The sequence below is a fragment of the Pedobacter sp. genome (genome assembly GCF_965227205.1).
Classification (GTDB): domain Bacteria; phylum Bacteroidota; class Bacteroidia; order Sphingobacteriales; family Sphingobacteriaceae; genus Pedobacter.
Genome location: NZ_OZ245727.1, coordinates 4,482,754 through 4,504,822, shown reverse-complemented (window position 1 = coordinate 4,504,822; position 22,069 = coordinate 4,482,754). Strand labels below are relative to the sequence as shown.

The following is a 22,069-nucleotide window of genomic DNA, read 5'->3' as shown; positions in this document are numbered from 1 at the left end:
GCCGGCTTTTTTTTGCTTTTGATTTTTTGAAATTTGCAATAAATCCCCCATTTAAACCCGATTGAAGTGGAAATACTTTTTGTTAGAACAACTACAAAACCGAGGCAAAAGTAGGCTTAGTTTGAAGCCTCAAACTTTAAAACCACAACAATTAGTAACAGCAGACACAACTCCACTCCTAATTTAGGAGGGGCAAGAGGTGGTTATGTTCCCACTAAGAATTTCTGAAGAAGTTATTAAACCCGATTGAAACGGCAGCCCTCGATTTTCCCGGGGCTATAGTGTAAAGCGGGACTAACATTAATTGAAAAGCAGGTATTGCTTTCCAAAAATTAAAATTTCTCATTCTTATCTCTCTGTCAATTTGGCAAATAAACTGATTTGGAACAAGCCTTGATAGGTTCGGGATAGATTAAACAATTTATTTACATATGAGCATTCAAGAAAAAGGAAATATCTCGATACATACCGAAAATATTTTCCCAATAATTAAGAAGTTTTTATACTCAGATAACGAAATTTTTCTTCGTGAGTTGGTTTCTAACGCAGTTGATGCCGTTCAGAAGATTAAAAGACTAGGTTCATTAGGCCAGTTTAATGGCGAAGTTGGCCAGCCTTTGGTACAAGTTGCCGTTGATAAAGAGGCAAAAACCATTACCATTAGCGATAATGGTTTGGGTATGACTGCCGAAGAAATTAAAAAATACATTAACCAGGTTGCATTTTCTGGCGCCAGTGAGTTTGTAGAAAAGTTTAAGGATGCAAAAGATGCAAACGAAATTATCGGTAAATTCGGTTTAGGTTTTTACTCAGCATTTATGGTTGCTGATTTAGTAGAAATTCAAACTTTATCGTATCAGGATGGTGCAGAACCTGCCCGTTGGGTTTGCGATGGTAGTACTGAATTCGAAATTACTGAAGGTACAAAAACTACTCGTGGTACTGATATTATTCTTCATGTTAATAAAGATTCTGAAGAATTTTTAGAAGAATCGAAGCTTCAGGAAATTTTAGATAAATACGCTAAATTCTTACCAGTTCCAATTAAGTTTGGTACCAAAACAGAATCTGTTGAGGATGGCGTTGACGAAGAAGGTAAAGCAAAATACAACGATGTAGAGGTTGATAACATCATCAACACAACTAATCCGATTTGGACGAAAGCTCCTGCAGATTTGTCAGATGAGGATTATTTAAACTTCTACCGTGAATTATATCCATTTAGCGAAGAACCATTATTTTGGATTCATTTAAATGTTGATTATCCATTTAATTTAACAGGTGTATTGTATTTCCCTAAGTTGAAAAACGACTTCGAAATGCAACGCAATAAAATCAAGTTGTATTCTCGTCAGGTTTTTATTACCGATGAGGTGAAAGACATTGTTCCAGAATTTTTAATGTTGTTACATGGTGTAATCGATTCGCCGGATATTCCGTTAAACGTATCTCGTAGTTTCTTGCAAGCTGATAGTAACGTTAAGAAAATCAACAATTACATCACTAAAAAAGTTGCTGATAAATTAGCTGAACTTTTTGCTAAAGACCGTAAATCTTTCGAAGATAAATGGAAAGACATTGGTCTTTTTGTTAAATATGGTATGATTAGCGAAGAAAAGTTTTACGATAAAGCGAAAGATTTTGCTCTAGTTGGTAATACTAAAAATGAGCTTTTTACTTTAACCGAATACAAGGATAAAGTTGCGCCATTACAGACAGATAAAAATGGAACGGTAGTTTATTTGTACTCTAACGATGCTTCGAAACAAGATGCTTTTATACATTCTGCAAATAAAAAAGATTACGATGTATTGGTTTTAGATTCTCCGATTGACAATCATTTCATTCAACAATTAGAGCAAAAATTAGAAAAAACATCTATAAAACGTGTTGATTCTAGCGTAGCTGATAAGTTAATTGAAAAAGATGAGGTTAATGAGCATGTTTTAAGCGAAGACCAGGTTAAAGAAGTTACAACAATTTTCGAAAAAGCAATTACAAAAGCTGGTATGCAGGTTGAAGTTGTAGCTTTAAATCCTGATGAATTGCCTGTAACCATTACGATGGATGAGTTTATGCGCAGAATGAAAGATATGGCTGCAATGGGTGGCGGAATGGGCTTTTATGGCCAAATGCCAGACAGCTACAAAGTTGCTATTAACGGAAACCATAAATTGGTAAGCAAAATTTTAAAAGCTGAAGGCGAAGAGCAGAGCAACTTAGCTAAACAAGCAGTAGATTTGGCTTTATTAGCGCAAGGGATGTTAACCGGTGCAGAATTAACTGCATTTGTTAGCAGAAGTGTAGAATTAATTTAACATAAAAAAGGAGAAACGTTAACCGTTTCTCCTTTTATTATAATACGAAAAGCCCTGAAAAATTCAGGGCTTTTTTGCTATACAGCAATATTTTCTTTGTTTACGTTGAAGTAATCTTTATGCTCTTCCAACAGTTTCGCAATTGTTGCAGCTTTCATGTCTTTGATGTTAAATTCGAACAAAGGCTCATGATTTTTTTTGCTTTTTACCATTTTTTCGGTGTAAAAACGATAATCTAAACCATTTGTAAGTAAGCCATATTTAGCTTTTGTTTTACGGAAATATTTAGATAGACGAGAATCGTTGATATCCAAATTATCAGCATGGTGTTTGCACTCAACCAAAATAGTTGGTTCACCATCTTTCATTATCGTATAATCAACCTTTTTACTTTTCTTCACTCCAAAATCAGCAACCGCTTCAGATTGAACCTCTGAGGGATTAAAAACATCATAACCCAAAATTTGAATAAATGGCATAACCAATGCATTTCTAGTCAAATCTTCAGTTTGAACTTGAGGAAGCATTTTCTTGATTCTTACAGCAAATTCACCAATTTCGTCTTTAAGTTCCATGATAAAATTTTTTTTAGATTCTATGTATTTCTTCTTTCTTTGCATTAATTCCCCAAGTTTGTATGGCCTTAAAAACTAAAATTTCTACAGGCTATACAGAACAAGGGATAGGTAAATGTTGTTAATTAAAAGAGAATGAGTTCTCTAACAATTATTCGTTTTTGGCAAACAGTATTAAAGATTAAAAAAACATAGGATAACCGATTATTTTTTTACATGAACTACCCAGAATTTTACATCAACCCAAAAATTGACTATCCAAAAGCTCAAAAAAGATTTTCAAATGAGCTATATGAGGAAATTTTTTTTTTAGTTAACTTGCGATCAAATCATTCCAAACACACTTTGTAAAACATCATGAATTTAAAATGCGTTGTTATTGACGATGAGCAGCATGCAATTGAGGTTTTAACTGACCACATTGCAGAAATGCCTGGCCTAACTGTCTTCAAAACTTTTACTAGCCCGGTGCAGGCTTTAACAGAAATTAGTGTGGGTGATGAGATTGACCTCTTATTTATGGATATTGATATGCCTGGAATTAATGGGCTAGAGCTTGCAAAAAATATCCGTGAGAAGGCCAAATATTTAATTTTTACTACGGCGCATCCAGATTACGCACTGCAAGCATTTGACGTTCAATCAGATCAGTATCTGTTGAAACCTATTTCGTTTGCTAAATTTGCATTAGGGATAGATAGAATTTTAAAGAAAGAAGCTAATAATGCTAAAAATGCAGCTAAAGAAACCGAACAGGTTGCTGCGCTTTACATTAAGGGAGATCATAAATATGCTTTCTCTAATATTTTGATTGATGATATTTTGTATATCAGGGCATTGCAAAATTATATTCAAATAATTACAAAAACCGAAACAAACACCACATACCTAACTTTAAAAGAAATAGAAAAGGCTTTGGAAAATCACGCGTTTATACGTGTAAACAAGTCGAATATTGTTGCTAAAGCGGCCATAAAAAAAGTTGACGGCAACATTATAAGATTAGTAAATAATGAGATGATTCAAATTGGGGAAGGCTATAAAGAAGCTTTTTTCGCCTATATACAAAGTAGTTTATTAAAATCTGGGAGAAGTTAAAACTATCTGTTAAAGATATTGGATAACGATGACTGAGTCATTAAAATTGTATTCGCAGTTGGATCCGTACTAAAGTTATTCTGACTTTTTACATTTTTGTAAACAAATGCAATGTTTTTTCTCAGTTTACCAATATTATTAACTTTCATACTGCTATTTATTACTTTTTTTTGACATTTCAAATAATTCTGAAAAAATTATTTATTAAAAATATTTGATAGAGAAGACTGGGTCATTAAGATTGTATTTGCAGTTGGGTCAGTGCTGAAGTTGTTTTGAGCTTTAACGTTTTTATAAACAAATGCAGTGTTCTTTTTTAATTTGATATTTTGAGTTTTCATTGTATTACTTGTTGAAGATGTTAGATAGAGAAGACTGAGTCATTAAGATTGTATTTGCAGTTGGGTCAGTGCTGAAGTTGTTTTGAGCTTTAACGTTTTTATAAACAAATGCAGTGTTCTTTTTTAATTTGATATTTTGAGTTTTCATTGTATTACTTGTTGAAGATGTTAGATAGAGAAGACTGAGTCATTAAGATTGTATTTGCAGTTGGGTCAGTGCTGAAGTTGTTTTGAGCCTTAACGTTTTTATAAACAAATGCGGTGTTCTTTTTTAATTTGATATTTTGAGTTTTCATTGTATTACTTGTTGAAGATGTTAGATAAAGATGATTGAGTCATTAAGATTGTATTTGCAGTTGGGTCAGTGCTGAAGTTGTTTTGAGCCTTAACGTTTTTATAAACAAATGCAGTGTTCTTTTTTAATTTGATATTTTGAGTTTTCATTGTATTACTTGTTGAAGATGTTAGATAAAGATGATTGAGTCATTAAGATTGTATTTGCAGTTGGGTCAGTGCTGAAGTTGTTTTGAGCCTTAACATTTTTATAAACAAATGCAGTATTTTTTTTCAATTTTGTAGTGTGTTGCGCTTTCATATTATGTATATATTTATTGCTGTTAAATTAATTTGTTGTTGTTTCGATTAACTGATGTAAAGGTGCGGCGAAATCGAAGGCACTCCGAAATTTTTACACAAACACGTTGTTTTAGGAGATAAACCTCCCATTTTAGTAGATAAAACCCATTTAAATGAACTTTCAAAAAATAAAATCCTGGTATAATCAGAATATAATTCACCTTCAGGCTTGGGCATTTTTTATGCTTTACGAGATATTTATAACTGGAATTGTTACAGGTAGATGGGGAAATCTAGGTGTCTATATTTTTCATTATACACTCAATATTGTTTTATTTTATTTCCATGCATATGGAACAAAAAAAATAATGGAAACTCAGGTTAGATTCAAAAATTGGTTGTTTATTCCATTTTTGATATTTGAACTATCTTTATACATAGGTATTTCCTTCCCTGTAGATTACATAATGTCAACATATATATATTATGATCCAAAGGCAAACTTAGAATCATTTGATCAAGTCTACATATTGCGAAGTCTGTGGAGAGCTTTGTATTTTATTGGTTTCAGTACTGGATATGTATTCTTATTAAATTCATTAAGAGAGAGAAAACGAGTTCAACAGCTTGAAAAACAAAACTTAGTGAATACTATTGAGAAACAAGCTTTAGAAAATGATTTGGTTCAATCTCAAAACAACTTTTTACGTAGCCAGATTAACCCACATTTCTTGTTTAATACACTAAATTTCATTTATAATGATGCAAGGAAAAAGGCGCCTTTAGCTGCAGATGCAATTATGAACTTATCAGAGATGATGAGATATGCGTTAAAACGTCCTGAAGCTTCTGAATTAGTGCCTTTAAGTGAAGAGGTAGAACAAATAGAGCATTTAATAAATCTACACAAGCTACGTACAGCAAATACGATTAATTTTAATCTCGAAGTAAATGATGATTTATTTGGCTTGAGATTCCCTCCATTAATATTGCTAACGCTTGTAGAGAATATGTTTAAGCATGGTAACATTGCTCATTCTTCTCAACCATGTGTTGTTCAGATTAACTATGACAGAAAAAACCTTGTTGTATCTACAATTAATATGATAAATGATGTGAAAAAACGAGAAGTTGAGAGTCATCATGTTGGTATGGAAAACATTGACAAACGTTTAAATAACTTCTATAAAGACAGGTATTCTTTTAAATTTTATAAAGATGATACCAACAGATACATCACAGAAATACGGGTTGATGTCGAAAATCCGATGGCAGGATTGAATCAACTGGCAAATAATTAAAGCTATTTGCTCATTGCTTTTCTGCGTTGAACATCTTTTAATAAGAAGTAATACATAATCATTTCGTGTGTTCGCTGCTCTTTATTGAATAAGCGGTTTACATGCATGTGCAATAAATCGCTAAACAACTGACTTCTTCTTGATAAGTCAACACTATTCAAAATTTCTACGAATGATTCTGCAAAAGCATTAAATGATGCTAATTGCTCATCTGTTAATGATTGGAAATCCGTTTTACGGTAAGCCTGATATTGATTATTAAGCTTTTTAAAATCTGTAGAATCCAAGTGATGTTCTTCATTAAACGAATCTGACATCAACTTTATAATTTCAACAAGGATATTATCCTCAAAAACTGCAGACTTTTGAACGGCTTCAACTAAATCTGAACAGTATTTATACTTATTTAAAGCATCTGGAAAGCTATCTAATAAAGACAGTACAAAATTACTATCTGTGCTGAAATGTGTTTCAACAGTCTCAATTATATCATTTCCGTAACGTTGAGTTTCTCTTTTATAGGTTTTTATCTGCAAATCAGAAACGAGTCCACTCGAAATATCTGCTTCTAAATATTCAGAAAAAGCTGCTGAAAGCAAGTAACTTTCTTTTTCATCATTTAATAAAATCCTAAATCTGATGTGGTATCCATTCTCATTATAGCGTATAAAAAACCACTTTTTTATACATTCTTTATACTGCGCAATGAAATGTGCAATTGGTCCCGAAAGTAAAGCATCTGAACGCTGCTGGTGGCAGTAAATTTCGAAATATAACCATTCCTTACCTGGCGGAAAAAACTGCTTTATATCAGTTTCTACAAATAATTTATCATCACTAAACCCACTATAAACATTATCCTCATGGTAAAGATTCAAAATAAATTGAGCTAAATATGGTTTTGATGACTCATCAATAACTGAACCTTCTACAGGCAGCAATACTTCCTCCAAATAAATTTTATCCTGTTTTTGCATGTAAGATTGAAATGCAAGTAAATCAGTATCGCTTTTAACATCAAAGCATAAGGTTTGGTCTGAAAGGCCGCATTTAAAATAGCGGTTCACTCCAATTTTATTTAAGTGATTTCTACTTTCCAATAGATTCAACCCATTAAAATCAGCTTTGCTAACTTGCCATTTTTGCTGAGAAAGCACAATATTTTGATATTGAATTCTAGGGTAATAAGAAAGCTCGGGAAACAGATTTTCAAGAAAAAGTGTAAGGTTTGTTTGAACGTTTTGATGTTGCAAATCGCATAGCAACCTGAAAACAGATAAATCTGAACGGCTATAATTATAAGCTGAAGCCATTCTTGGAACCAACCGTTTATTTAAGCTTTTCGACCTTAGAAAAATTTCGCTTCCTTGTACAGAAAGCATAATATCATCGAGTGTTAAAGGATTATCAGAAGTATCAAAATTTAATATAGAAAGCTGCTTATTGTAAACCAATTTTCTTCGATTGATATTATCAACGTTAGCTTCTACCATATAGGCAACGTCGAAGAAAATAACATCAGGGTTTGCATCTTCCTCAATTTTCCCAATTGCTTTGCAGTGTTCAAGAACTTTATCACTCGCTAAAGTAAACCGTCCACTTAAGGCATTTGCTGTACTTCCACCGGTTTGGTCTACACAGATTAAATCATCTACCAATGTCAGTAACATGCTAAATGAATTGGGAATTGGAACTGGTTTTTCTGCTAGTGGAAGTCCGAGTTTATCCAATTGTATAACTATACCGGGTTCGAAATTTCCTGTAGAAATAAAATCTTTGAGCTTATATTTTATCTTATCCGTCCAATTATCTTTTTTAACTGACCTTTTACCTCTAAATTGGGTAACAAAATCATCATCCTGACCAGCCTGTTCCAATTCATCGTAACCAACGCCCATTTCAGGATCTAATGCTAACGACAAAGAAATTTCACGCTGTTCAAATTTTGCTCTGAATTTATTTATGAAACTGGTAAGTGCCTCTTTACCCTCAATTGGTATAATACGCTGCATTAAATTTACCAAACCCGGTACAGCATTAAATAAGTTGGCATTTAGTCCGCCACCTATTACATTTCTTTCGGCTATTAAATATTTTGGCGATTCTGGGTTAATATCCTGTCCAATTCTTTGAAAATAATCTTCACCAATAATATTCGGGTCTGCTTCGCTAAACAATAATTGCAGCGATAGCATATCTTCAAGTAAAGAAATCACATCTGCTCTATTCTCCCGGTTTACTTCAAGTTTAGCTAAAAGCTCATTGAAATGAATTGGATTTTTACATTCCTGGAGGATTCTATAAACAAAATCATCCTTATCTATTTCTGCAAGTTCAAATAAGCCTTCAGTGCAAGCAATATAGCGGATGCTGGTAGATGTAAAGTAATAGCTGCTGTTGGCAAATAGCAAACCATTATTTTCGATTAATTTCTTGAAGGAAAACTGAATTTTGTTCTTTTCTGGCCAATCGAGAAATTCGTGTACAATTTGATTCTCCTCAACAGTAATTTGATTTTCGACAGCATTATTAAAACCATCTTTAAAAATGCTAAAACCTGCGAAAATGCCATAGGGAGTTGAACGAAATTTTGACCGGTTAAAATACTTCCAAATCGTAAAAAATATCTTCGGTGGCAGAGTATTTACATCTTCAACTTTAACATCTTTAATGGTTTCATAAAATGATGATGAAGAAATAGAAATGGCTATTTTAAGTTCATCCCAACATTCTTCCAGATTAGATTGGTAAGAAAATTTCGGGGTACGAAAGATAATGTTAGGATGTATTTTTAATTTCATAAAATAGATTTCAGGCGAAAATTACAAAGTTTTAATTTAATCTGATTAGAAAAGCTCACGATTATTATATTCTAAGCACAAAAAAAACCTCACAAAATTTGCAAGGCTCAAATCACTTAGAAGTGAAATCTATTTTATTAAATTGTATAGCTCATCTAATTTCGGTGAGAGTACAATTTCTATCCTTCTGTTTTTGCTTCTGGCTTCTGCAGATGAATTTGCACCTAAAGGTTGATATTCTCCTTTACCTGTTGCAGTCATTCTAACACTTTCGATTTTTTCATTATCCGTTAAGTAGCGAACAACCGAGGTTGAGCGCAGTACACTTAAATCCCAATTGTCTTTAATCTGCCCGAGGTTATTAACCTTCTGGTTGTCAGTATGGCCTTCTACTGAAATATTAATTTCAGGCTGTTGTTTTAAAACCTTCGCAAGTTCTGTTAAGGCTTGTTTACCTTTTTCATCAATGATGATACTTCCCGAAGGGAATAAAAGCTTATCAGTTAACGATACATAAACCTTACCATTTTTAATCTCTACTGTTAATCCGCTTTTGGTAAAGCCCAACAATGCTTGTTGTAATTTTTCTTTAAGCTGATTGGTTGCTTCATCGCGTTTGCGCAAAACTTCTTCTACTTCTTTTAAGCGTTTTTCACGTGCGGCTAAATCGCCAGAAAGCTTGCTGATTTCTGATGAACTATTATTTTTAAGCTTATTAAAATTTGCATTTGTTTCGGTAAAACGACTTTGTAAATCACGCAAATCCTCACCTAACATTGCAGTATCCTTTTTTAATTTACTAACTTCTTTCTCCAGATTTTCGATTTTAATCAAGCCTTCATTAAAAGCAGTATAAAGCGAATCTTTTGTTCCAAGCAGAGCCTTATACTTTTTTGGAGAAAGCACCACACATGAAGTAAGTGAAGCAGCAAAAAGAAAGACGGTAAAAGCTAAAAAAATATTTTTCATTATTGTGTATTGGTTTATTATCACTGCAACTGATGATTAATCAAATTACAGTTTCTTCAAAAAATTATTGTTCTAATGCGTTTCGTAAAAATGCAACTAAAGGATTAACCGTTTTAAAAGAACTTATCAACTTATTAACGATTGTTGGCTTTAAAAACTCTTCATCTGCAATTTGAGTTGTAGCTTCAAAACTTTTTAGCTTTAAAAATTCAATGTTCGGGTCTGATGGGTCGTATCCTTTTGGCGCATTTTTTAAAGCATTACCAAAGCCCAACTTAAATGTTGCTTTAAAATCTTTATCATTGATTACCTTTTCAAAATCACTGAAATTATAATCTATTTCTTGTCTGATAAGTTTCAAATGTTCCGGTTCAGGCATCCAATAGCCACCGGCTAAAAAGCTTTTCCCTGGTTGAATGTGTAGATAATAACCCGGTTCATTACCACCTTTGCTTTTTGCAGAAAACCAAATTCCAAAGTTGTTTTTATATGGGTCTTTATTTTTGCTGAAACGCACGTCGCGGTAAATCCGCATTAATGATTTTTTAGGATCTGTTTCTGAAGAAATTAATGGATCAACTTTAGAAAGTTCTGGTATAATTTGAGAAACCAGATTTAAAGCATCAGCCTTAGCTTCCTCATAGCGATGCTTATTTTCAGCAAACCATTCTCTGTTATTATTATCCGCAACGTTTTGAATAAAAGCGAGTGTATCTTTTTTTAACATAATCAATCCTTAAAAGAAAATATAAATACTACAATTACGGATTATCGTAATATGGCTTGTACTTTATATTTGGTGATAAAATGTGTAGCAACAAGATTCGTGAATACCTGTAATTGAATGGATAAAATATAAAACATCCACTAAAAATTGCAATTAAATACGTCCAAAAATTTTCGTCTTTAAGTGTTCCGACAAACAGATATGTAAGAAAACTAACTGTTAGCATTTCGATAACATTCATAGCATAACTTACATACATTGCAGCATAAAAATATCCGGGCTCAATTTCAACGCGTTGGCCGCAATGCGAACAAACTTCTTTTGTATGTTGAATATTGAAACCATACATACTTCCTGTAAAAATATTGCCTCTTCGGCAGTGTGGACATTTTGCCCGAACAATTGCAGAAAGTTTAGAAGTTTTTTCAGACATACTAATTTAAATTTAGCGGTTCTGACTTCATATTTAGTTCTACATTTTTTTTGCGGTATTTTTTATACCAGATGATGCCAACAATGGTTGCAAGAAGATAAGGGATAACAAGAAGATAAATAACACCGGTATTTAAACCTGCAGCCTGTGTATTGCCATTTTTAACGCCTTGTTCGGCATTAATGGTACACATTGCACACTGAGCATTAACCTCAGGTGAAATCAAAACAGCTAGAGTTATTAGAAACAAGATAAAAAGGGCATTTTTCTTCATCATACAAATATAATGATAAACGACCTTTGGGACTTAAAAATTATGTCATAAAAAAAGTTCATCATTTCTGATGAACTTTAGCTTTTTTAATACTGATAATATGGCGATATCATGAGGTAAACAATCACTCCGGTTACAGCTACATATAGCCACATCGGGTAAGTGATTCTAGCCAACTTCCTATGCTTATCAAACTTTTCTGCAAGTGCCCTCACATATGTAAATAAAACAAATGGAATAATAATTACCGATAGGCAAATATGTGTTATCAATATAAAATAATAAACATATCTTATTATTCCTGTTCCACCAAATTTGGTACTGTCTGCTGTCATATGATAGGCAACATACATTGCGAGAAAAGCAACTGATAAGCCAATTGCAAACTTCATTAAGTTTTCATGGCGTTTACGATTACCATTTTTTATAGCTGAAACTGCAGTAACTAAAACAATAGCGGTTAATCCATTTACTGCCGCGTATATTGGCGGTAAAAAACTAAGTGGTTTTACATCGTAACCTAATTTTCTTAAATTAACACCAAACAATAGTGCAACTACAAGTGGGATTGCGATAGATAAAACAATAATCCACTTGTTATATTTTTTTTCTATAGAATTATCACTCATGATTTGTATCAGATAATTATAATTCGGTTATCTTCCGTCTTTAATATTTCTTAAATCCTCAGCTACTAAAACTTTAATTTCATCATCAAGTTTAGATAGCGCTTCAGCGTTTGTTGCTTCATAATATCCTCGAATTCTTCTATGGTTATCAATTAAAAGAATTTGGTTGCCATAGATAAATTTGTCTTTTCCACCTTGTTTGTGGTAAATCATATCCAACAACAAACTTTGACGGATGAAAGGATAAGTCCGAAGCGTATCACCACTCAGAAAATCCCACTTACCAGGCTTTGCATTTAAAGAATCAGCAAAGGCTTTTAGATTTGAAGGATTATCTTTTGGGTTAACTGAAAGGCTTAAAAAACGGATTAAAGGATTTCTTTGATATCCCTCTTCTATCTTTTGTATGTTAGAATTAATTTCTTTGACAGGGCTAGCTTTATAGAAAAGATTTAAAACAATGATTTTATCTTTTAATGGAACCCAATTAATTGTTTCATTTTCTTGATTTACAAGGCTAAAATCTTGAACGGTATGATATATCGTATCTGGTATCTTTTTGCCCTTTACAGTATGAAATGTAGTAGCAACTACCTTGTCGCCAAATATTGGTAAGGTTTTATATCTGTTCTTAGCAAACTGTGGCAACAGGTAAAAAAACAAAAATCCCGGTATAGCCAATATGCTTACCAGGATTAATGTTTTTTTTATTGAAAAATATTTCATTAAAAGTTTTGACTATGGTGGAATATGAAACCACCTTCAATCAGCATTAAAACTAAAAAGTAAATAATAAAGATAAATGTTACTGTTAGCGATAGCTGCAATCCTAGTTTTTCATATTTAAGGTGCATAAAATATGCAACAATATAAAATGCTTTCAACAAGGTTAAAGCGATATAAACAAAGTTACCAACCGCATGAGACATATAGTGATTTGGTAAAACCCAAAGTGCTATGATAAACTCAATTACAGTGATCGCCAATAATATTCCAAAAACCTTCCAGATTTTTCCTTTGCTAAGGCCACCATGTTCATCATGACCTTCTGTATGTGCGTGATTTTCTGACATAATAATATCTTATAAATTAATTAAACCAAATAGAAGAATGTAAATACAAACACCCACACTAAATCTACGAAGTGCCAATATAAACCAACTTTTTCAACCATTAAATAATGACCTCTTTTTTCAAAAGTTCCATTAATAGTCATGATTAAAATGATAATGTTAATTATAACACCACTAAATACGTGAAATCCGTGGAAACCAGTAATTGTGAAGAATAAGTTTGAAAACTGTTGAGCTGATACAAGAGAAACATCTCCAGAAAACAAATGTTTTAAAGTTTCCATTGGAGGAATTTTACCCCAACCAAAACCTTCGTGAAATAAGTGAGTCCACTCTAATGCCTGACAGCCTAAGAACATAAAACCGCCAATTATAGTTGCAATCATCCAGCCGATTACTTCTTTTTTAGAGTTTCTATGACCAGCTTCTACCGCTAATACCATAGTTACAGAACTCATAATCAAAATGAATGTCATGATACCCACGAATACTAAAGGAGCACCGTGATCCATAACACCAGGAATTGATTGGAAAACCAAATCCGGATCAGGCCATGTTAATTTAGAAAAACGCTGAGCACCGTAGTATATCAACAGCGAAGAAAATGTAAAAGCATCTGATAAGAGGAAAAACCACATCATGATTTTACCATATTCTACCGACCAAGGCGAACGACCACCACTCCATGGTCCTGTTTTAACGTGATCTAATTGTGATACTGAATTCATTTGGAAATAGTATAATAGTTTGTTAACAAATTTAACGGTTCAAAAGTAAAAAAACATACAGATATATCCATAATATATCTATAAAATGCCAAAAAATAGAGGTTATTTCCATACGGAACTTATTTTTCGACAAAGGAATATTCTTGTAGCTACCTACTAAACTGCTGATTATAAAACCTAAACCAGCAATAATGTGAAATAAGTGCATTAATGGCACTACGTAAATAAATGATATAGCAGCATTGTTTCCAACAAGTGTTGCACCAGTTTTAACCATACTTTCCCATGCAACAAACTGCATAAAGCCGAAGCCGAAAGCCAAAATCATAGTTAACCACAACATTTTACGTTGTAATTGGAAATTCAATTTTCTTAAAGCTCTTGATGCTAAAGTTAAGGTTATGCTGCTGGCAATTATAATAAGTGTACTGTAAATAAATGCATCAGGTAGAACCAAACCATGTCCTTTACCTTTGGAAGCAGCAAAAACCAAATAATAACTGGTAAAGCCGCCAAACATAATGGTAGATGAAACGACAAAAAGCCAGATAATAAATTTCTTTGGCCTTGGGTCGAATATATCTTGTGTGTTTTCCATTGTTAAAATCATAAATAATTATTTTGCAATAAAATCAAATAATAATACCAACTGTACAGCGGGTATGTAAAAAAATGAACAGAACATTACTTTTTTGGCGTCAATAAGTTCTCTATTTACCAATAATTTAAAAGCTAAATAGCTAAAAATTGCACCAGCAATTATTGAAATTCCTGCGATAAAATAACCCCCAAAACCATAAAATGTTGGCAATAGACTTATGGGTATTAAAATAAGTGTGCTAATAAAGGTAAATAGTGCCGAAGCTTTATCTCTTTTTTTAGTCGGTAGCAATCTGAAGCCAGCTTTCTTATAATCATCATCCAAAACCCATGCAATTGCCCAAAAATGAGGGAATTGCCAAACAAATTGGATCAAGAACAATATAACGGCTATTTTATAATCGATATCTAGAAATAAATCAGATTTCAAACTACCAAATGCTGCTAAGTAACCAATAAGTGGTGGCAAAGCTCCTGGTATTGCTCCAACAAATACAGCAATTGGCGATTTACGCTTAAGTGGTGTATAAGCAAAAGCATATAGTAAAATAGAAAATACGGATAACAAACCCGTTTCTAAATTAAGATGCCCTAAAAGCCATGTTCCTAAAAATGCCATAAAAACTCCTAGAACTAAACCTTGCCCGGTTGTCATTCTACCAGCTGGCATTGGTCTGTCTTTAGTCCTGCTCATTAACTTATCCAAGTCAACTTCAATAATCTCATTAAAGCAATTTGCAGCGGCAGTAACCAGAAATCCACCGGCAATTAATATCAGCCAATTTTGCCAATCAATTGAAGGAATATGTCCTCTACCGACTTGCATTTTCTGACCAATTAAAAATGAAATTGATGCAGAAAACACCACCGTAAACGATAGTCTGAACTTAACAAGCTTTGAAAAATCTGAAAAAAACTGCTTCAATTTTCTTTATTATTATTGTTTATATGTTTTTGTTCGATAAACCAACAAATACAAATAGAATTGTAAACTAAATAGCATTGTAGAAAATAAAATATGCAATGCTTGTGCTACTGGTGGTAATGATATGTACACTAAAGCGAAGCCACTTAACATTTGGATTGCCAAAGTTAGCAGGATAAACCTCGCTGTTAATAAGGGTGCTGCCTTTCCACTAAACCTGTCAATTACCATTTTATAGATAACCCCATTTGCAATTACAACCAGAATAGCAAAATCTCTATGGTAAGAAAAAACATCACCAACTTTTGAAACCCAAGTATTACGAGCTGCAAAAGATTTTGCTATAACATCAATTGCTTCCCTAACTTCAGTTCCTAATATTATTTGTGCAATACTTACAGCGAGTGTAAAAAACAAAAAGCCTTTTAACCAAGCAATGCGATACATAATTACTGACGGTTCTTTATGTAATTGTTTTGCATAACTATAAGTATAAATAGAAATTGCCAAAATAACTAATGCTAGAAGCATATGAACCGTTACAACCCATTGCATTAAATTAGTTGATACAACGATAGAACCTAACCATGCCTGATACCCGACAACAAATATGTTGAGTAAACTAAGCACAACAATTCTTTTCGCTGATTTTCTATAAGTAAAGGAATAAATTGCAGTTAGTAATAGAAAAATACCAGCCAACACACCCGCTAAACGATTGATATATTCTGTCCAGGTTTTTGCAGGATTAAATTCTTCAGGAACCGTTATTGATTTATCATGTCTGATACTATCTGCAAGTTCTTTCTTCCCCATCCTATCAAGATACTTTGCGAACTTTTCATTTTTCTTTAACCTACCCGCAACATATTTTTCCTTGTAATCTGCCGGAAGTTGAGAAACGTCAGTAGGCGGAATATACCTGTCAAAACACTTTGGCCAATCAGGACAACCCATGCCAGAACCAGTACTGCGTACAATACCACCGGCAAGTATAACCAATAACGTAACGATAATGGTTATTAAGTTGATTCTGATAAAACGTTGTTCTGATCTACTGATCATATCTATTTTAAGATGAAAAGGGTATCCGGATAAGCAGAAACTTAATCAGATACCCTTTAAAATTTGTCAAAGCTATCTAACTAGCCCTTATTTTCTGTCACAGGATTGGCAGTTTCCCAATCTTGCTGTATTTTTTCTGCTTCAGTATTTCCTTCAAAATCATGAGGCAAGTTTGATCTCATTGTTTGAGAGAAAGGAACAGTTTGAGGAATAAAATCTTCGTCATGACCAGGTTTACTGTAGTCATATGGCCATCTATAAACTGTCGGAATTTCTCCTGGCCAGTTTCCATGAAGGTGCTCAACAGGTGCAGTCCACTCTAATGTATTTGATTCCCAAGGATTTTGTGGTGCTACTTTACCTTTGTAGATTGAATAGAAGAAGTTCCATAAAAACGCTACTTGAGCCAATGCCGCCATAATAGCTGCCCATGTTACAAATACGTTAACCGTTAACCATTTTTTCATGAATTCAAATTCAGTGAATGCATAGTAACGACGAGGAACACCATCTAAACCTAAAAAGTGTAGTGGGAAGAATACCAAGTATGCTGCAATAAAAGTTAACCAGAAGTGTAAGTATCCTAATTTAGCATTCATCATACGACCAAACATTTTTGGATACCAATGATAAACACCTGCAAGCATTCCAAAGATAGCTGCAGAACCCATTACCAAGTGGAAGTGAGCTACTACAAAATATGTATCATGTAAGTTAATATCTAATGATGCGTTACCCAAGAATAATCCAGTTAAACCACCAGAGATAAAGAATGAAACTAAACCAATAGCAAATAACATTGCTGGAGTGAAACGAATGTTACCTCTCCATAATGTAGCTAAATAGTTAAATGTTTTTACTGCTGATGGAACCGCAATAATCAAGGTTGTAATCATAAAAACGCCACCCAATAATGGATTCATACCCGTTACAAACATATGGTGACCCCAAACGATGAACGAAAGTACTGTGATACCAATTAATGAATAAACCATCGCATGGTAACCGAAAATTGGTTTACGTGAATTTACCGAGATAACCTCTGATGAAATACCTAAGGCTGGCATAATTACGATATATACCTCTGGGTGACCTAAGAACCAGAATAAGTGTTGCCATAAAATTGGAGAACCACCTTCATTTGGTAATACATTAGTACCCATAACGATATCAGACAAGTAGAAACTTGTTCCGAAACTACGGTCGAATACTAAAAGTACAACACCTGCAACTAATACTGGGAAAGATAAAATACCTAAAATCGCAGTTAAAAAGAATGCCCAGATTGTTAAAGGCATTTTCCAAAGGTCCATACCTTTAGTACGCATGTTTAAGATTGTACTTACATAGTTAATACCACCCATTAATGATGATGCTACGAAAAGTACCATACTAATTAACCACATTGTCATACCAGTACCCGAACCCGGAATTGCTGTTGGCAATGCTGATAGTGGAGGATAAACCGTCCAACCACCAGATGCTGGTCCTGTTTGGATGAAGAATGAAGCCATCATAATCACACAAGCTGTAAAAAAGAACCAGTATGAAAGCATGTTTAAGAATGGCGAAGCCATATCTCTTGCTCCAATTTGTAATGGAATTAATAAGTTACTAAAAGTACCGCTCAATCCTGCCGTTAATACAAAGAATACCATGATGGTACCGTGAATAGTAACTAATGCTAGATAAAAATCTGATTTAATACGACCACCTTCTGCCCATTTACCTAAAAATGTTTCTAAGAAAGGGAAGTTTTTATCTGGCCATGCTAATTGAATACGGAATAAAATTGATAGACCCATTGCAATAACCGCCATAATAATACCGGTTACTAAAAATTGCTTCGCAATCATTTTGTGGTCCATACTGAAGATGTACTTTGAAATCAAAGTCTCCTTATGGTGCCCGTGATCAGCGTGATCGTGATTGTGTTCGTCGTGTAATGCTATTGTTGACATAATTCTTTTCGCTCTTCGGTATATTATTTATTTAAAGCCATTTGGTTAGTTTTAACAGCTGCAGAATCTGTAGCTGTCGAATCTGAACCTGATTCTACAGGTGCAGGTGCCACTGGCAAATTAAATTGCTTTCTTAAATCATCGTTTAAGTAAGGTTTTTGCTCTGCAATCCACTCATCATATTCTTTTTGAGTTACTACACGAACAACTTTCTGCATGTTATAGTGACCAGAACCGCAAATTTTTGCGCAATAGAATAGATATTTGAAGTTTGGATCGTTAGTTTTTTGCTGCATCTCTGCAGTTGTAATTGTTGGTGTAAATTCAAAGATAGTTTGCATACCAGGTACAGTGTTTAATTGTACTCTGAAGTGAGGCATGTAAAAACTGTGAATAACATCCTTACTCATTAATAGTAACTTAACTGATTTTCCTACAGGAATAACCATTTCGTCTGCCATTAAATCATCACGAGATTTTAAATCTTTAAAATCAATACCTAAAGTATTTGTAGCAGTAGTTAATTTATAGTTTTTATGTCCAACAACACCATCAGCTCCTGGGTAACGGATAGACCATTTGAATTGCTCCGAAGTAACCTCAATTTGAAGTGGCTTGTTGTTAGGATCTTCAACCTTATAGAAGATAGATCTCCAGGTTAAGAAACCCATTAAAACCAATACCGTTAAAACTAATGCCGGAACAATTGTCCAGATTTTTTCAATTGTATTGTTATGTGGATAGTAGTATGCTTTTCTTTTAGCAGAATATTTATACAAATAAGAGAATCCGAACAATAAGATATGCGTTACAACAAAAACGATGGTTGTAATAATCAACGTTAAGTTAAACATCTCATCAATACGTTTTCCGTGTACTGATGCGGCATCAGGTAGTAACATTGCACCGTGTACTGTATATTCCCAATACACACCGTATAATCCTAAAACTAAGAATAATGCAAATAAACTTGCATGTACTCTGTTCCAGTTAATACCTACAGGTTTACCTTGTGCTTCGCGGCTTAATTCATAAACTCTAATGGCTTTACCCACAATTGCAATGAATAAACATATGGCAAGGAATACCAGTACATAAAAAATTACTGATTTATAAACCTCTACCATATCAACTTTCGGTGCCGCGGCAGCACCTGCTGCTGCATCTTGCGCAAATACGCTCGTGTTTGCAAAAACAGTAAGTAATACTGCTAAAGCTGCGGTCGTTTTATTCGTGATAAACTTTCTTAAACTCATTTTCTTAAAAGTAGTACGCTGTACTTCTATATAATAATTAAATATTCGCTATTCTAAACATCAATTAAAGCTGATGATGCAAGCTTTCTTGTAATAAAGGGTGATTCTTAGCAATTAATGGTTTTTTGCTTAAGTTACTTAAAACCGTAAAGGTAAATAATCCTACGAAACCTATAGCAGTACCAATCTCAACAATGCCAAAACCATTGTGTCCATCTTCTACTGCACCTGGCATAATCATTTGATAATAATCTACCCAATGACCAAGTAAAACTACGATTGAAACAAATAATAATTTAACATCAGTTCTCTTATTGTCTCTGTCCATTAATAATAATACCGGAGCAAGGAAATTCATTGCAAGGTTTAAGAAAAACCAAAACTTGTAATATTCAAAACGTCTGTAGAAGTAAACAGTTTCTTCTGGCATGTTTGCGTAGTAAATTAATAAAAACTGTGCAAACCATACATAAGTCCAGAAGATTGAGAAACCAAAAATGAACTGGCCTAAGTTGTGTAAATGGCTATTGTTAACCCATTGCATGTAACCAGCTCTTCTTAATAAGATGATGATAATCGCAATTGTAGCTAAACTACTAACCCACATTGCTGCAAAGTTATACCAACCAAACATAGTTGAAAACCAGTGCGCTTCTAATGACATGATGGTATCAAAAGCAAAAATTGGAGTTGTGAAGCCGTATATTACTAAGAAGATACAAGCATTTTTAAAACTCTTTCTGTATGAATTTAAACCACCAGCCAAATCTTCATTATATGAAAATTTAACAAACATTATTGCGAAGATGCTATAAACACCTAAAAACAATACCTGACGACCTAAAAAGAAAGGTACGTTAAGGAAAACTGATTTACCAGCAATTAGCGCATCATAATTAGGGCTATTTGGGTCAGTTAAACCATCAGCATGCCAATGGTGATATAAATTATGTGTGTATAAACCTGCAGAAATAATAACAACAAGTATTACAGCAGCAATAGGCAATGTTTTTGCCATGGCTTGCGGTACACGTAAAATCGAAGCAGACCATCCTGCCTGAGCAACAAATTGAACAGCAAGGAAAAACATACCAGACATACAAACGCATGCAAAGTAATATCCCATAAGTAACAGGTTGGCAAAAGTACGCTCGTGCATAACTTTATCACCAGCGATAAAACCATAAGCAATAGCAAGTACGCCTAATGCTATACCAACTAAACTTAATGTTTTTACTTTTCCTGTAAACTCAAATTGTTCACTAAAATTAATATTGTGAGTTCCCATTTATATTCTGCTTTACTTATTGTCCTTTTTGTAATTGTTGAACATACAACACAACCTTCCAACGATCTGTTGGTGTGATTTGCGAAGCATGCGAGCCCATGTTATTTACACCGTAAGTAATAGTGTGGTAAATTTTACCTGCGGTTAAATCTGCCATGTTACCACCTCTTGATGAAGCACCAGTTTGATAAGCAGGAACACCGTTAAATTTTTCAATTTTAACTAAGTGACCTTGTCCATCGCCCTTTTCACCGTGACACGGAGCACAGAAAACAACAAATGAATGTTTACCTTCTGCAAGAGTAGTGCTATCAGCAACTAATGGATTTACCATTTTAGCTCCAGCTTCGTTATATCCTTCTAAAGTGTTAGGATAAACATCATACTCTGTAAAACCTACTGGTTTGGTATTTGCAGGAGGTAACTGTGCAGTTTTACCATCCTTAAAGTTTTTGTTTGGTTGATCCGGGTTGTAAGCAATCGGATCATACATGTTCCTGGCGTATTCTAACCCGGTACTGCGTTTATCTCTACAAGCCGAAAAAGTAGCTGCAAAAGCGATAGCTAAAAACGCGGCATAAACAAATTTATTCTTATTCATAGCTAATGTACTTCCTTTCATTATACTTTACTTCTAAAGCACCTGCATCTTTTAATAAACCATCAATTACAGTGTGCGATGCATTTTCGTGTGCGTCAATTGCAATCACAAAACGATCATCAGTAGCACGTAAATCCATTACTCTTGGCGATCTACCAGGAAATAAGTGGGTTGATGCGTAATAAGTTAAAACCATACCGAAAGCACAGAACAATACTGTTAATTCGAACATTATCGGAATAAAATCCGGCAATGCAAATGATGGTTTACCTCCAATATTTACTTTCCAATCGATAACTGCACAAAAATAAATTAAAGCAAAAGCTGCGCAAGTTCCAGTAATACCAAAGCAAAATGCTGCGATATCGATTCTCGATCTTTGAATTCCTAATTTGGCTTCTATTCCATGTATAGGCATTGGAGTATATACATCATAAATGCTGATGTTATTTTCCTGAAGTTTATCGATGCCATGCATCATTTCATCAGGGTCGCCAAAGCTGCCTAAAATATATTTGATATCACTCATT

26 protein-coding genes are annotated in these 22,069 nt (G+C 33.7%); 3 read left to right on the top strand and 23 right to left on the bottom strand.

Annotated elements, in window-relative coordinates:
- The first annotated feature begins 431 nt into the window (after positions 1-431).
- On the top strand, positions 432-2,318 hold the full coding sequence (htpG, locus tag ACO05K_RS19540; RefSeq protein ID WP_421946076.1) for a molecular chaperone HtpG: 1,887 nt from the start codon (positions 432-434) through the stop codon (positions 2,316-2,318).
- 77 nt (positions 2,319-2,395) lie between these two features.
- Here the strand turns inward: htpG and ACO05K_RS19535 are convergent, their stop codons facing one another.
- On the bottom strand, positions 2,396-2,893 hold the full coding sequence (locus tag ACO05K_RS19535; RefSeq protein WP_421946075.1) for a type I restriction endonuclease: 498 nt from the start codon (positions 2,891-2,893) through the stop codon (positions 2,396-2,398).
- Positions 2,894-3,250: 357 nt separating this feature from the next.
- Here ACO05K_RS19535 and ACO05K_RS19530 point away from each other — a divergent pair, with 357 nt between their 5' ends.
- Positions 3,251-3,991 (top strand): LytR/AlgR family response regulator transcription factor, encoded by a 741-nt coding sequence (locus ACO05K_RS19530; protein WP_231464519.1) that lies wholly within the window; start codon positions 3,251-3,253, stop codon positions 3,989-3,991.
- Positions 3,992-4,188: 197 nt separating this feature from the next.
- On the opposite strand, the gene ACO05K_RS19525 is transcribed toward ACO05K_RS19530, so the two are convergent.
- From ACO05K_RS19525 to ACO05K_RS19505, 5 genes are read right to left on the bottom strand one after another with little or no spacing between them, the layout of a single operon-like run.
- Positions 4,189-4,332 carry a hypothetical protein gene (locus ACO05K_RS19525; protein WP_290237484.1) on the bottom strand — a complete coding sequence of 48 codons (144 nt, stop codon included), beginning with the start codon at positions 4,330-4,332 and terminating at the stop codon, positions 4,189-4,191.
- Positions 4,333-4,336: 4 nt separating this feature from the next.
- Positions 4,337-4,480 carry a hypothetical protein gene (locus tag ACO05K_RS19520; protein WP_290237484.1) on the bottom strand — a complete coding sequence of 48 codons (144 nt, stop codon included), beginning with the start codon at positions 4,478-4,480 and terminating at the stop codon, positions 4,337-4,339.
- 4 nt (positions 4,481-4,484) lie between these two features.
- Positions 4,485-4,628 carry a hypothetical protein gene (locus ACO05K_RS19515; RefSeq protein ID WP_290237484.1) on the bottom strand — a complete coding sequence of 48 codons (144 nt, stop codon included), beginning with the start codon at positions 4,626-4,628 and terminating at the stop codon, positions 4,485-4,487.
- Between the two features lie 4 nt (positions 4,629-4,632).
- On the bottom strand, positions 4,633-4,776 hold the full coding sequence (locus ACO05K_RS19510; RefSeq protein WP_290237484.1) for a hypothetical protein: 144 nt from the start codon (positions 4,774-4,776) through the stop codon (positions 4,633-4,635).
- Positions 4,777-4,780: 4 nt separating this feature from the next.
- Entirely contained in the window at positions 4,781-4,927 is a 147-nt protein-coding gene (locus tag ACO05K_RS19505) for a hypothetical protein (protein WP_290237480.1), read from the bottom strand.
- A gap of 154 nt (positions 4,928-5,081) precedes the next feature.
- On the opposite strand from ACO05K_RS19505, the gene ACO05K_RS19500 reads away from it, so the two are divergent.
- Positions 5,082-6,209, top strand: coding sequence for a sensor histidine kinase (locus tag ACO05K_RS19500; protein ID WP_421946074.1), 1,128 nt, complete (start codon positions 5,082-5,084; stop codon positions 6,207-6,209).
- 2 nt (positions 6,210-6,211) lie between these two features.
- Here ACO05K_RS19500 and ACO05K_RS19495 read toward each other — a convergent pair whose 3' ends face one another.
- The 17 genes from ACO05K_RS19495 to ACO05K_RS19415 form a co-directional block, all read right to left on the bottom strand.
- On the bottom strand, positions 6,212-9,010 hold the full coding sequence (locus ACO05K_RS19495; protein WP_421946073.1) for a thiopeptide-type bacteriocin biosynthesis protein: 2,799 nt from the start codon (positions 9,008-9,010) through the stop codon (positions 6,212-6,214).
- A 129-nt stretch (positions 9,011-9,139) separates the two neighbouring features.
- Complete coding sequence (locus ACO05K_RS19490) at positions 9,140-9,979, bottom strand: OmpA family protein (RefSeq protein ID WP_421946072.1); 840 nt, start codon at positions 9,977-9,979, stop codon at positions 9,140-9,142.
- A gap of 64 nt (positions 9,980-10,043) precedes the next feature.
- Positions 10,044-10,706, bottom strand: a complete 663-nt coding sequence (locus tag ACO05K_RS19485) for a DUF2461 domain-containing protein (RefSeq protein ID WP_421946071.1) — start codon at positions 10,704-10,706, stop codon at positions 10,044-10,046.
- Positions 10,707-10,740: 34 nt separating this feature from the next.
- Positions 10,741-11,139: a DUF983 domain-containing protein gene (locus tag ACO05K_RS19480; RefSeq protein ID WP_421946070.1), complete on the bottom strand. Its 399-nt coding sequence runs from the start codon at positions 11,137-11,139 to the stop codon at positions 10,741-10,743.
- A 1-nt stretch (position 11,140) separates the two neighbouring features.
- Positions 11,141-11,416 (bottom strand): hypothetical protein, encoded by a 276-nt coding sequence (locus ACO05K_RS19475; RefSeq protein ID WP_421946069.1) that lies wholly within the window; start codon positions 11,414-11,416, stop codon positions 11,141-11,143.
- Positions 11,417-11,499: 83 nt separating this feature from the next.
- A complete protein-coding gene (locus ACO05K_RS19470; protein WP_421946068.1) occupies positions 11,500-12,042 on the bottom strand; it encodes a DUF420 domain-containing protein in 543 nt (180 codons plus the stop codon).
- A 27-nt stretch (positions 12,043-12,069) separates the two neighbouring features.
- Complete coding sequence (locus ACO05K_RS19465) at positions 12,070-12,768, bottom strand: SCO family protein (RefSeq protein WP_421946067.1); 699 nt, start codon at positions 12,766-12,768, stop codon at positions 12,070-12,072.
- Positions 12,768-13,115 (bottom strand): cytochrome C oxidase subunit IV family protein, encoded by a 348-nt coding sequence (locus tag ACO05K_RS19460; RefSeq protein ID WP_421946066.1) that lies wholly within the window; start codon positions 13,113-13,115, stop codon positions 12,768-12,770. Before ACO05K_RS19460 ends, ACO05K_RS19465 begins: the two co-directional genes overlap by 1 nt.
- 20 nt (positions 13,116-13,135) lie before the next feature.
- On the bottom strand, positions 13,136-13,843 hold the full coding sequence (locus tag ACO05K_RS19455) for a cytochrome c oxidase subunit 3 (RefSeq protein WP_421946065.1): 708 nt from the start codon (positions 13,841-13,843) through the stop codon (positions 13,136-13,138).
- A 31-nt stretch (positions 13,844-13,874) separates the two neighbouring features.
- On the bottom strand, positions 13,875-14,441 hold the full coding sequence (locus tag ACO05K_RS19450) for a cytochrome c oxidase subunit 3 (RefSeq protein WP_421946064.1): 567 nt from the start codon (positions 14,439-14,441) through the stop codon (positions 13,875-13,877).
- Positions 14,442-14,459: 18 nt separating this feature from the next.
- Positions 14,460-15,368: a heme o synthase gene (cyoE, locus tag ACO05K_RS19445; RefSeq protein ID WP_421946063.1), complete on the bottom strand. Its 909-nt coding sequence runs from the start codon at positions 15,366-15,368 to the stop codon at positions 14,460-14,462.
- A gap of 12 nt (positions 15,369-15,380) precedes the next feature.
- Positions 15,381-16,433: a COX15/CtaA family protein gene (locus tag ACO05K_RS19440; RefSeq protein ID WP_421946062.1), complete on the bottom strand. Its 1,053-nt coding sequence runs from the start codon at positions 16,431-16,433 to the stop codon at positions 15,381-15,383.
- 80 nt (positions 16,434-16,513) lie between these two features.
- Entirely contained in the window at positions 16,514-18,394 is a 1,881-nt protein-coding gene (locus ACO05K_RS19435) for a cytochrome c oxidase subunit I (protein WP_421946061.1), read from the bottom strand.
- A 23-nt stretch (positions 18,395-18,417) separates the two neighbouring features.
- Positions 18,418-19,650: a cytochrome c oxidase subunit II transmembrane domain-containing protein gene (locus ACO05K_RS19430; RefSeq protein WP_421946060.1), complete on the bottom strand. Its 1,233-nt coding sequence runs from the start codon at positions 19,648-19,650 to the stop codon at positions 18,418-18,420.
- A gap of 64 nt (positions 19,651-19,714) precedes the next feature.
- Positions 19,715-20,938: a quinol:cytochrome C oxidoreductase gene (locus ACO05K_RS19425; protein ID WP_421946059.1), complete on the bottom strand. Its 1,224-nt coding sequence runs from the start codon at positions 20,936-20,938 to the stop codon at positions 19,715-19,717.
- Positions 20,939-20,954: 16 nt separating this feature from the next.
- A complete protein-coding gene (locus ACO05K_RS19420; RefSeq protein WP_421946058.1) occupies positions 20,955-21,539 on the bottom strand; it encodes a c-type cytochrome in 585 nt (194 codons plus the stop codon).
- Positions 21,532-22,068: a DUF3341 domain-containing protein gene (locus ACO05K_RS19415; protein ID WP_421946057.1), complete on the bottom strand. Its 537-nt coding sequence runs from the start codon at positions 22,066-22,068 to the stop codon at positions 21,532-21,534. The genes ACO05K_RS19420 and ACO05K_RS19415 overlap by 8 nt, the downstream gene beginning before the upstream one ends.
- Position 22,069: the final 1 nt, after the last annotated feature.

Bases quoted from the DNA above. Each gene is read 5' to 3' on its own strand.
- ACO05K_RS19500 (WP_421946074.1), top strand. From the start codon at position 5,082: ATGAACTTTCAAAAAATAAAATCCTGGTATAATCAGAATATAATTCAC.
- ACO05K_RS19440 (WP_421946062.1), bottom strand. From the start codon at position 16,433: ATGATCAGTAGATCAGAACAACGTTTTATCAGAATCAACTTAATAACC.
- ACO05K_RS19520 (WP_290237484.1), bottom strand. From the start codon at position 4,480: ATGAAAACTCAAAATATCAAATTAAAAAAGAACACTGCATTTGTTTAT.
- ACO05K_RS19420 (WP_421946058.1), bottom strand. From the start codon at position 21,539: ATGAATAAGAATAAATTTGTTTATGCCGCGTTTTTAGCTATCGCTTTT.
- ACO05K_RS19475 (WP_421946069.1), bottom strand. From the start codon at position 11,416: ATGATGAAGAAAAATGCCCTTTTTATCTTGTTTCTAATAACTCTAGCT.
- ACO05K_RS19505 (WP_290237480.1), bottom strand. From the start codon at position 4,927: ATGAAAGCGCAACACACTACAAAATTGAAAAAAAATACTGCATTTGTT.
- ACO05K_RS19495 (WP_421946073.1), bottom strand. From the start codon at position 9,010: ATGAAATTAAAAATACATCCTAACATTATCTTTCGTACCCCGAAATTT.
- ACO05K_RS19525 (WP_290237484.1), bottom strand. From the start codon at position 4,332: ATGAAAACTCAAAATATCAAATTAAAAAAGAACACTGCATTTGTTTAT.
- ACO05K_RS19515 (WP_290237484.1), bottom strand. From the start codon at position 4,628: ATGAAAACTCAAAATATCAAATTAAAAAAGAACACCGCATTTGTTTAT.
- ACO05K_RS19490 (WP_421946072.1), bottom strand. From the start codon at position 9,979: ATGAAAAATATTTTTTTAGCTTTTACCGTCTTTCTTTTTGCTGCTTCA.
- ACO05K_RS19485 (WP_421946071.1), bottom strand. From the start codon at position 10,706: ATGTTAAAAAAAGATACACTCGCTTTTATTCAAAACGTTGCGGATAAT.
- ACO05K_RS19535 (WP_421946075.1), bottom strand. From the start codon at position 2,893: ATGGAACTTAAAGACGAAATTGGTGAATTTGCTGTAAGAATCAAGAAA.
- ACO05K_RS19430 (WP_421946060.1), bottom strand. From the start codon at position 19,650: ATGAGTTTAAGAAAGTTTATCACGAATAAAACGACCGCAGCTTTAGCA.
- ACO05K_RS19455 (WP_421946065.1), bottom strand. From the start codon at position 13,843: ATGAATTCAGTATCACAATTAGATCACGTTAAAACAGGACCATGGAGT.
- ACO05K_RS19480 (WP_421946070.1), bottom strand. From the start codon at position 11,139: ATGTCTGAAAAAACTTCTAAACTTTCTGCAATTGTTCGGGCAAAATGT.
- ACO05K_RS19530 (WP_231464519.1), top strand. From the start codon at position 3,251: ATGAATTTAAAATGCGTTGTTATTGACGATGAGCAGCATGCAATTGAG.
- ACO05K_RS19415 (WP_421946057.1), bottom strand. From the start codon at position 22,068: ATGAGTGATATCAAATATATTTTAGGCAGCTTTGGCGACCCTGATGAA.
- ACO05K_RS19450 (WP_421946064.1), bottom strand. From the start codon at position 14,441: ATGGAAAACACACAAGATATATTCGACCCAAGGCCAAAGAAATTTATT.
- htpG (WP_421946076.1), top strand. From the start codon at position 432: ATGAGCATTCAAGAAAAAGGAAATATCTCGATACATACCGAAAATATT.
- ACO05K_RS19460 (WP_421946066.1), bottom strand. From the start codon at position 13,115: ATGTCAGAAAATCACGCACATACAGAAGGTCATGATGAACATGGTGGC.
- ACO05K_RS19510 (WP_290237484.1), bottom strand. From the start codon at position 4,776: ATGAAAACTCAAAATATCAAATTAAAAAAGAACACTGCATTTGTTTAT.
- ACO05K_RS19435 (WP_421946061.1), bottom strand. From the start codon at position 18,394: ATGTCAACAATAGCATTACACGACGAACACAATCACGATCACGCTGAT.
- ACO05K_RS19470 (WP_421946068.1), bottom strand. From the start codon at position 12,042: ATGAGTGATAATTCTATAGAAAAAAAATATAACAAGTGGATTATTGTT.
- ACO05K_RS19465 (WP_421946067.1), bottom strand. From the start codon at position 12,768: ATGAAATATTTTTCAATAAAAAAAACATTAATCCTGGTAAGCATATTG.
- ACO05K_RS19425 (WP_421946059.1), bottom strand. From the start codon at position 20,938: ATGGGAACTCACAATATTAATTTTAGTGAACAATTTGAGTTTACAGGA.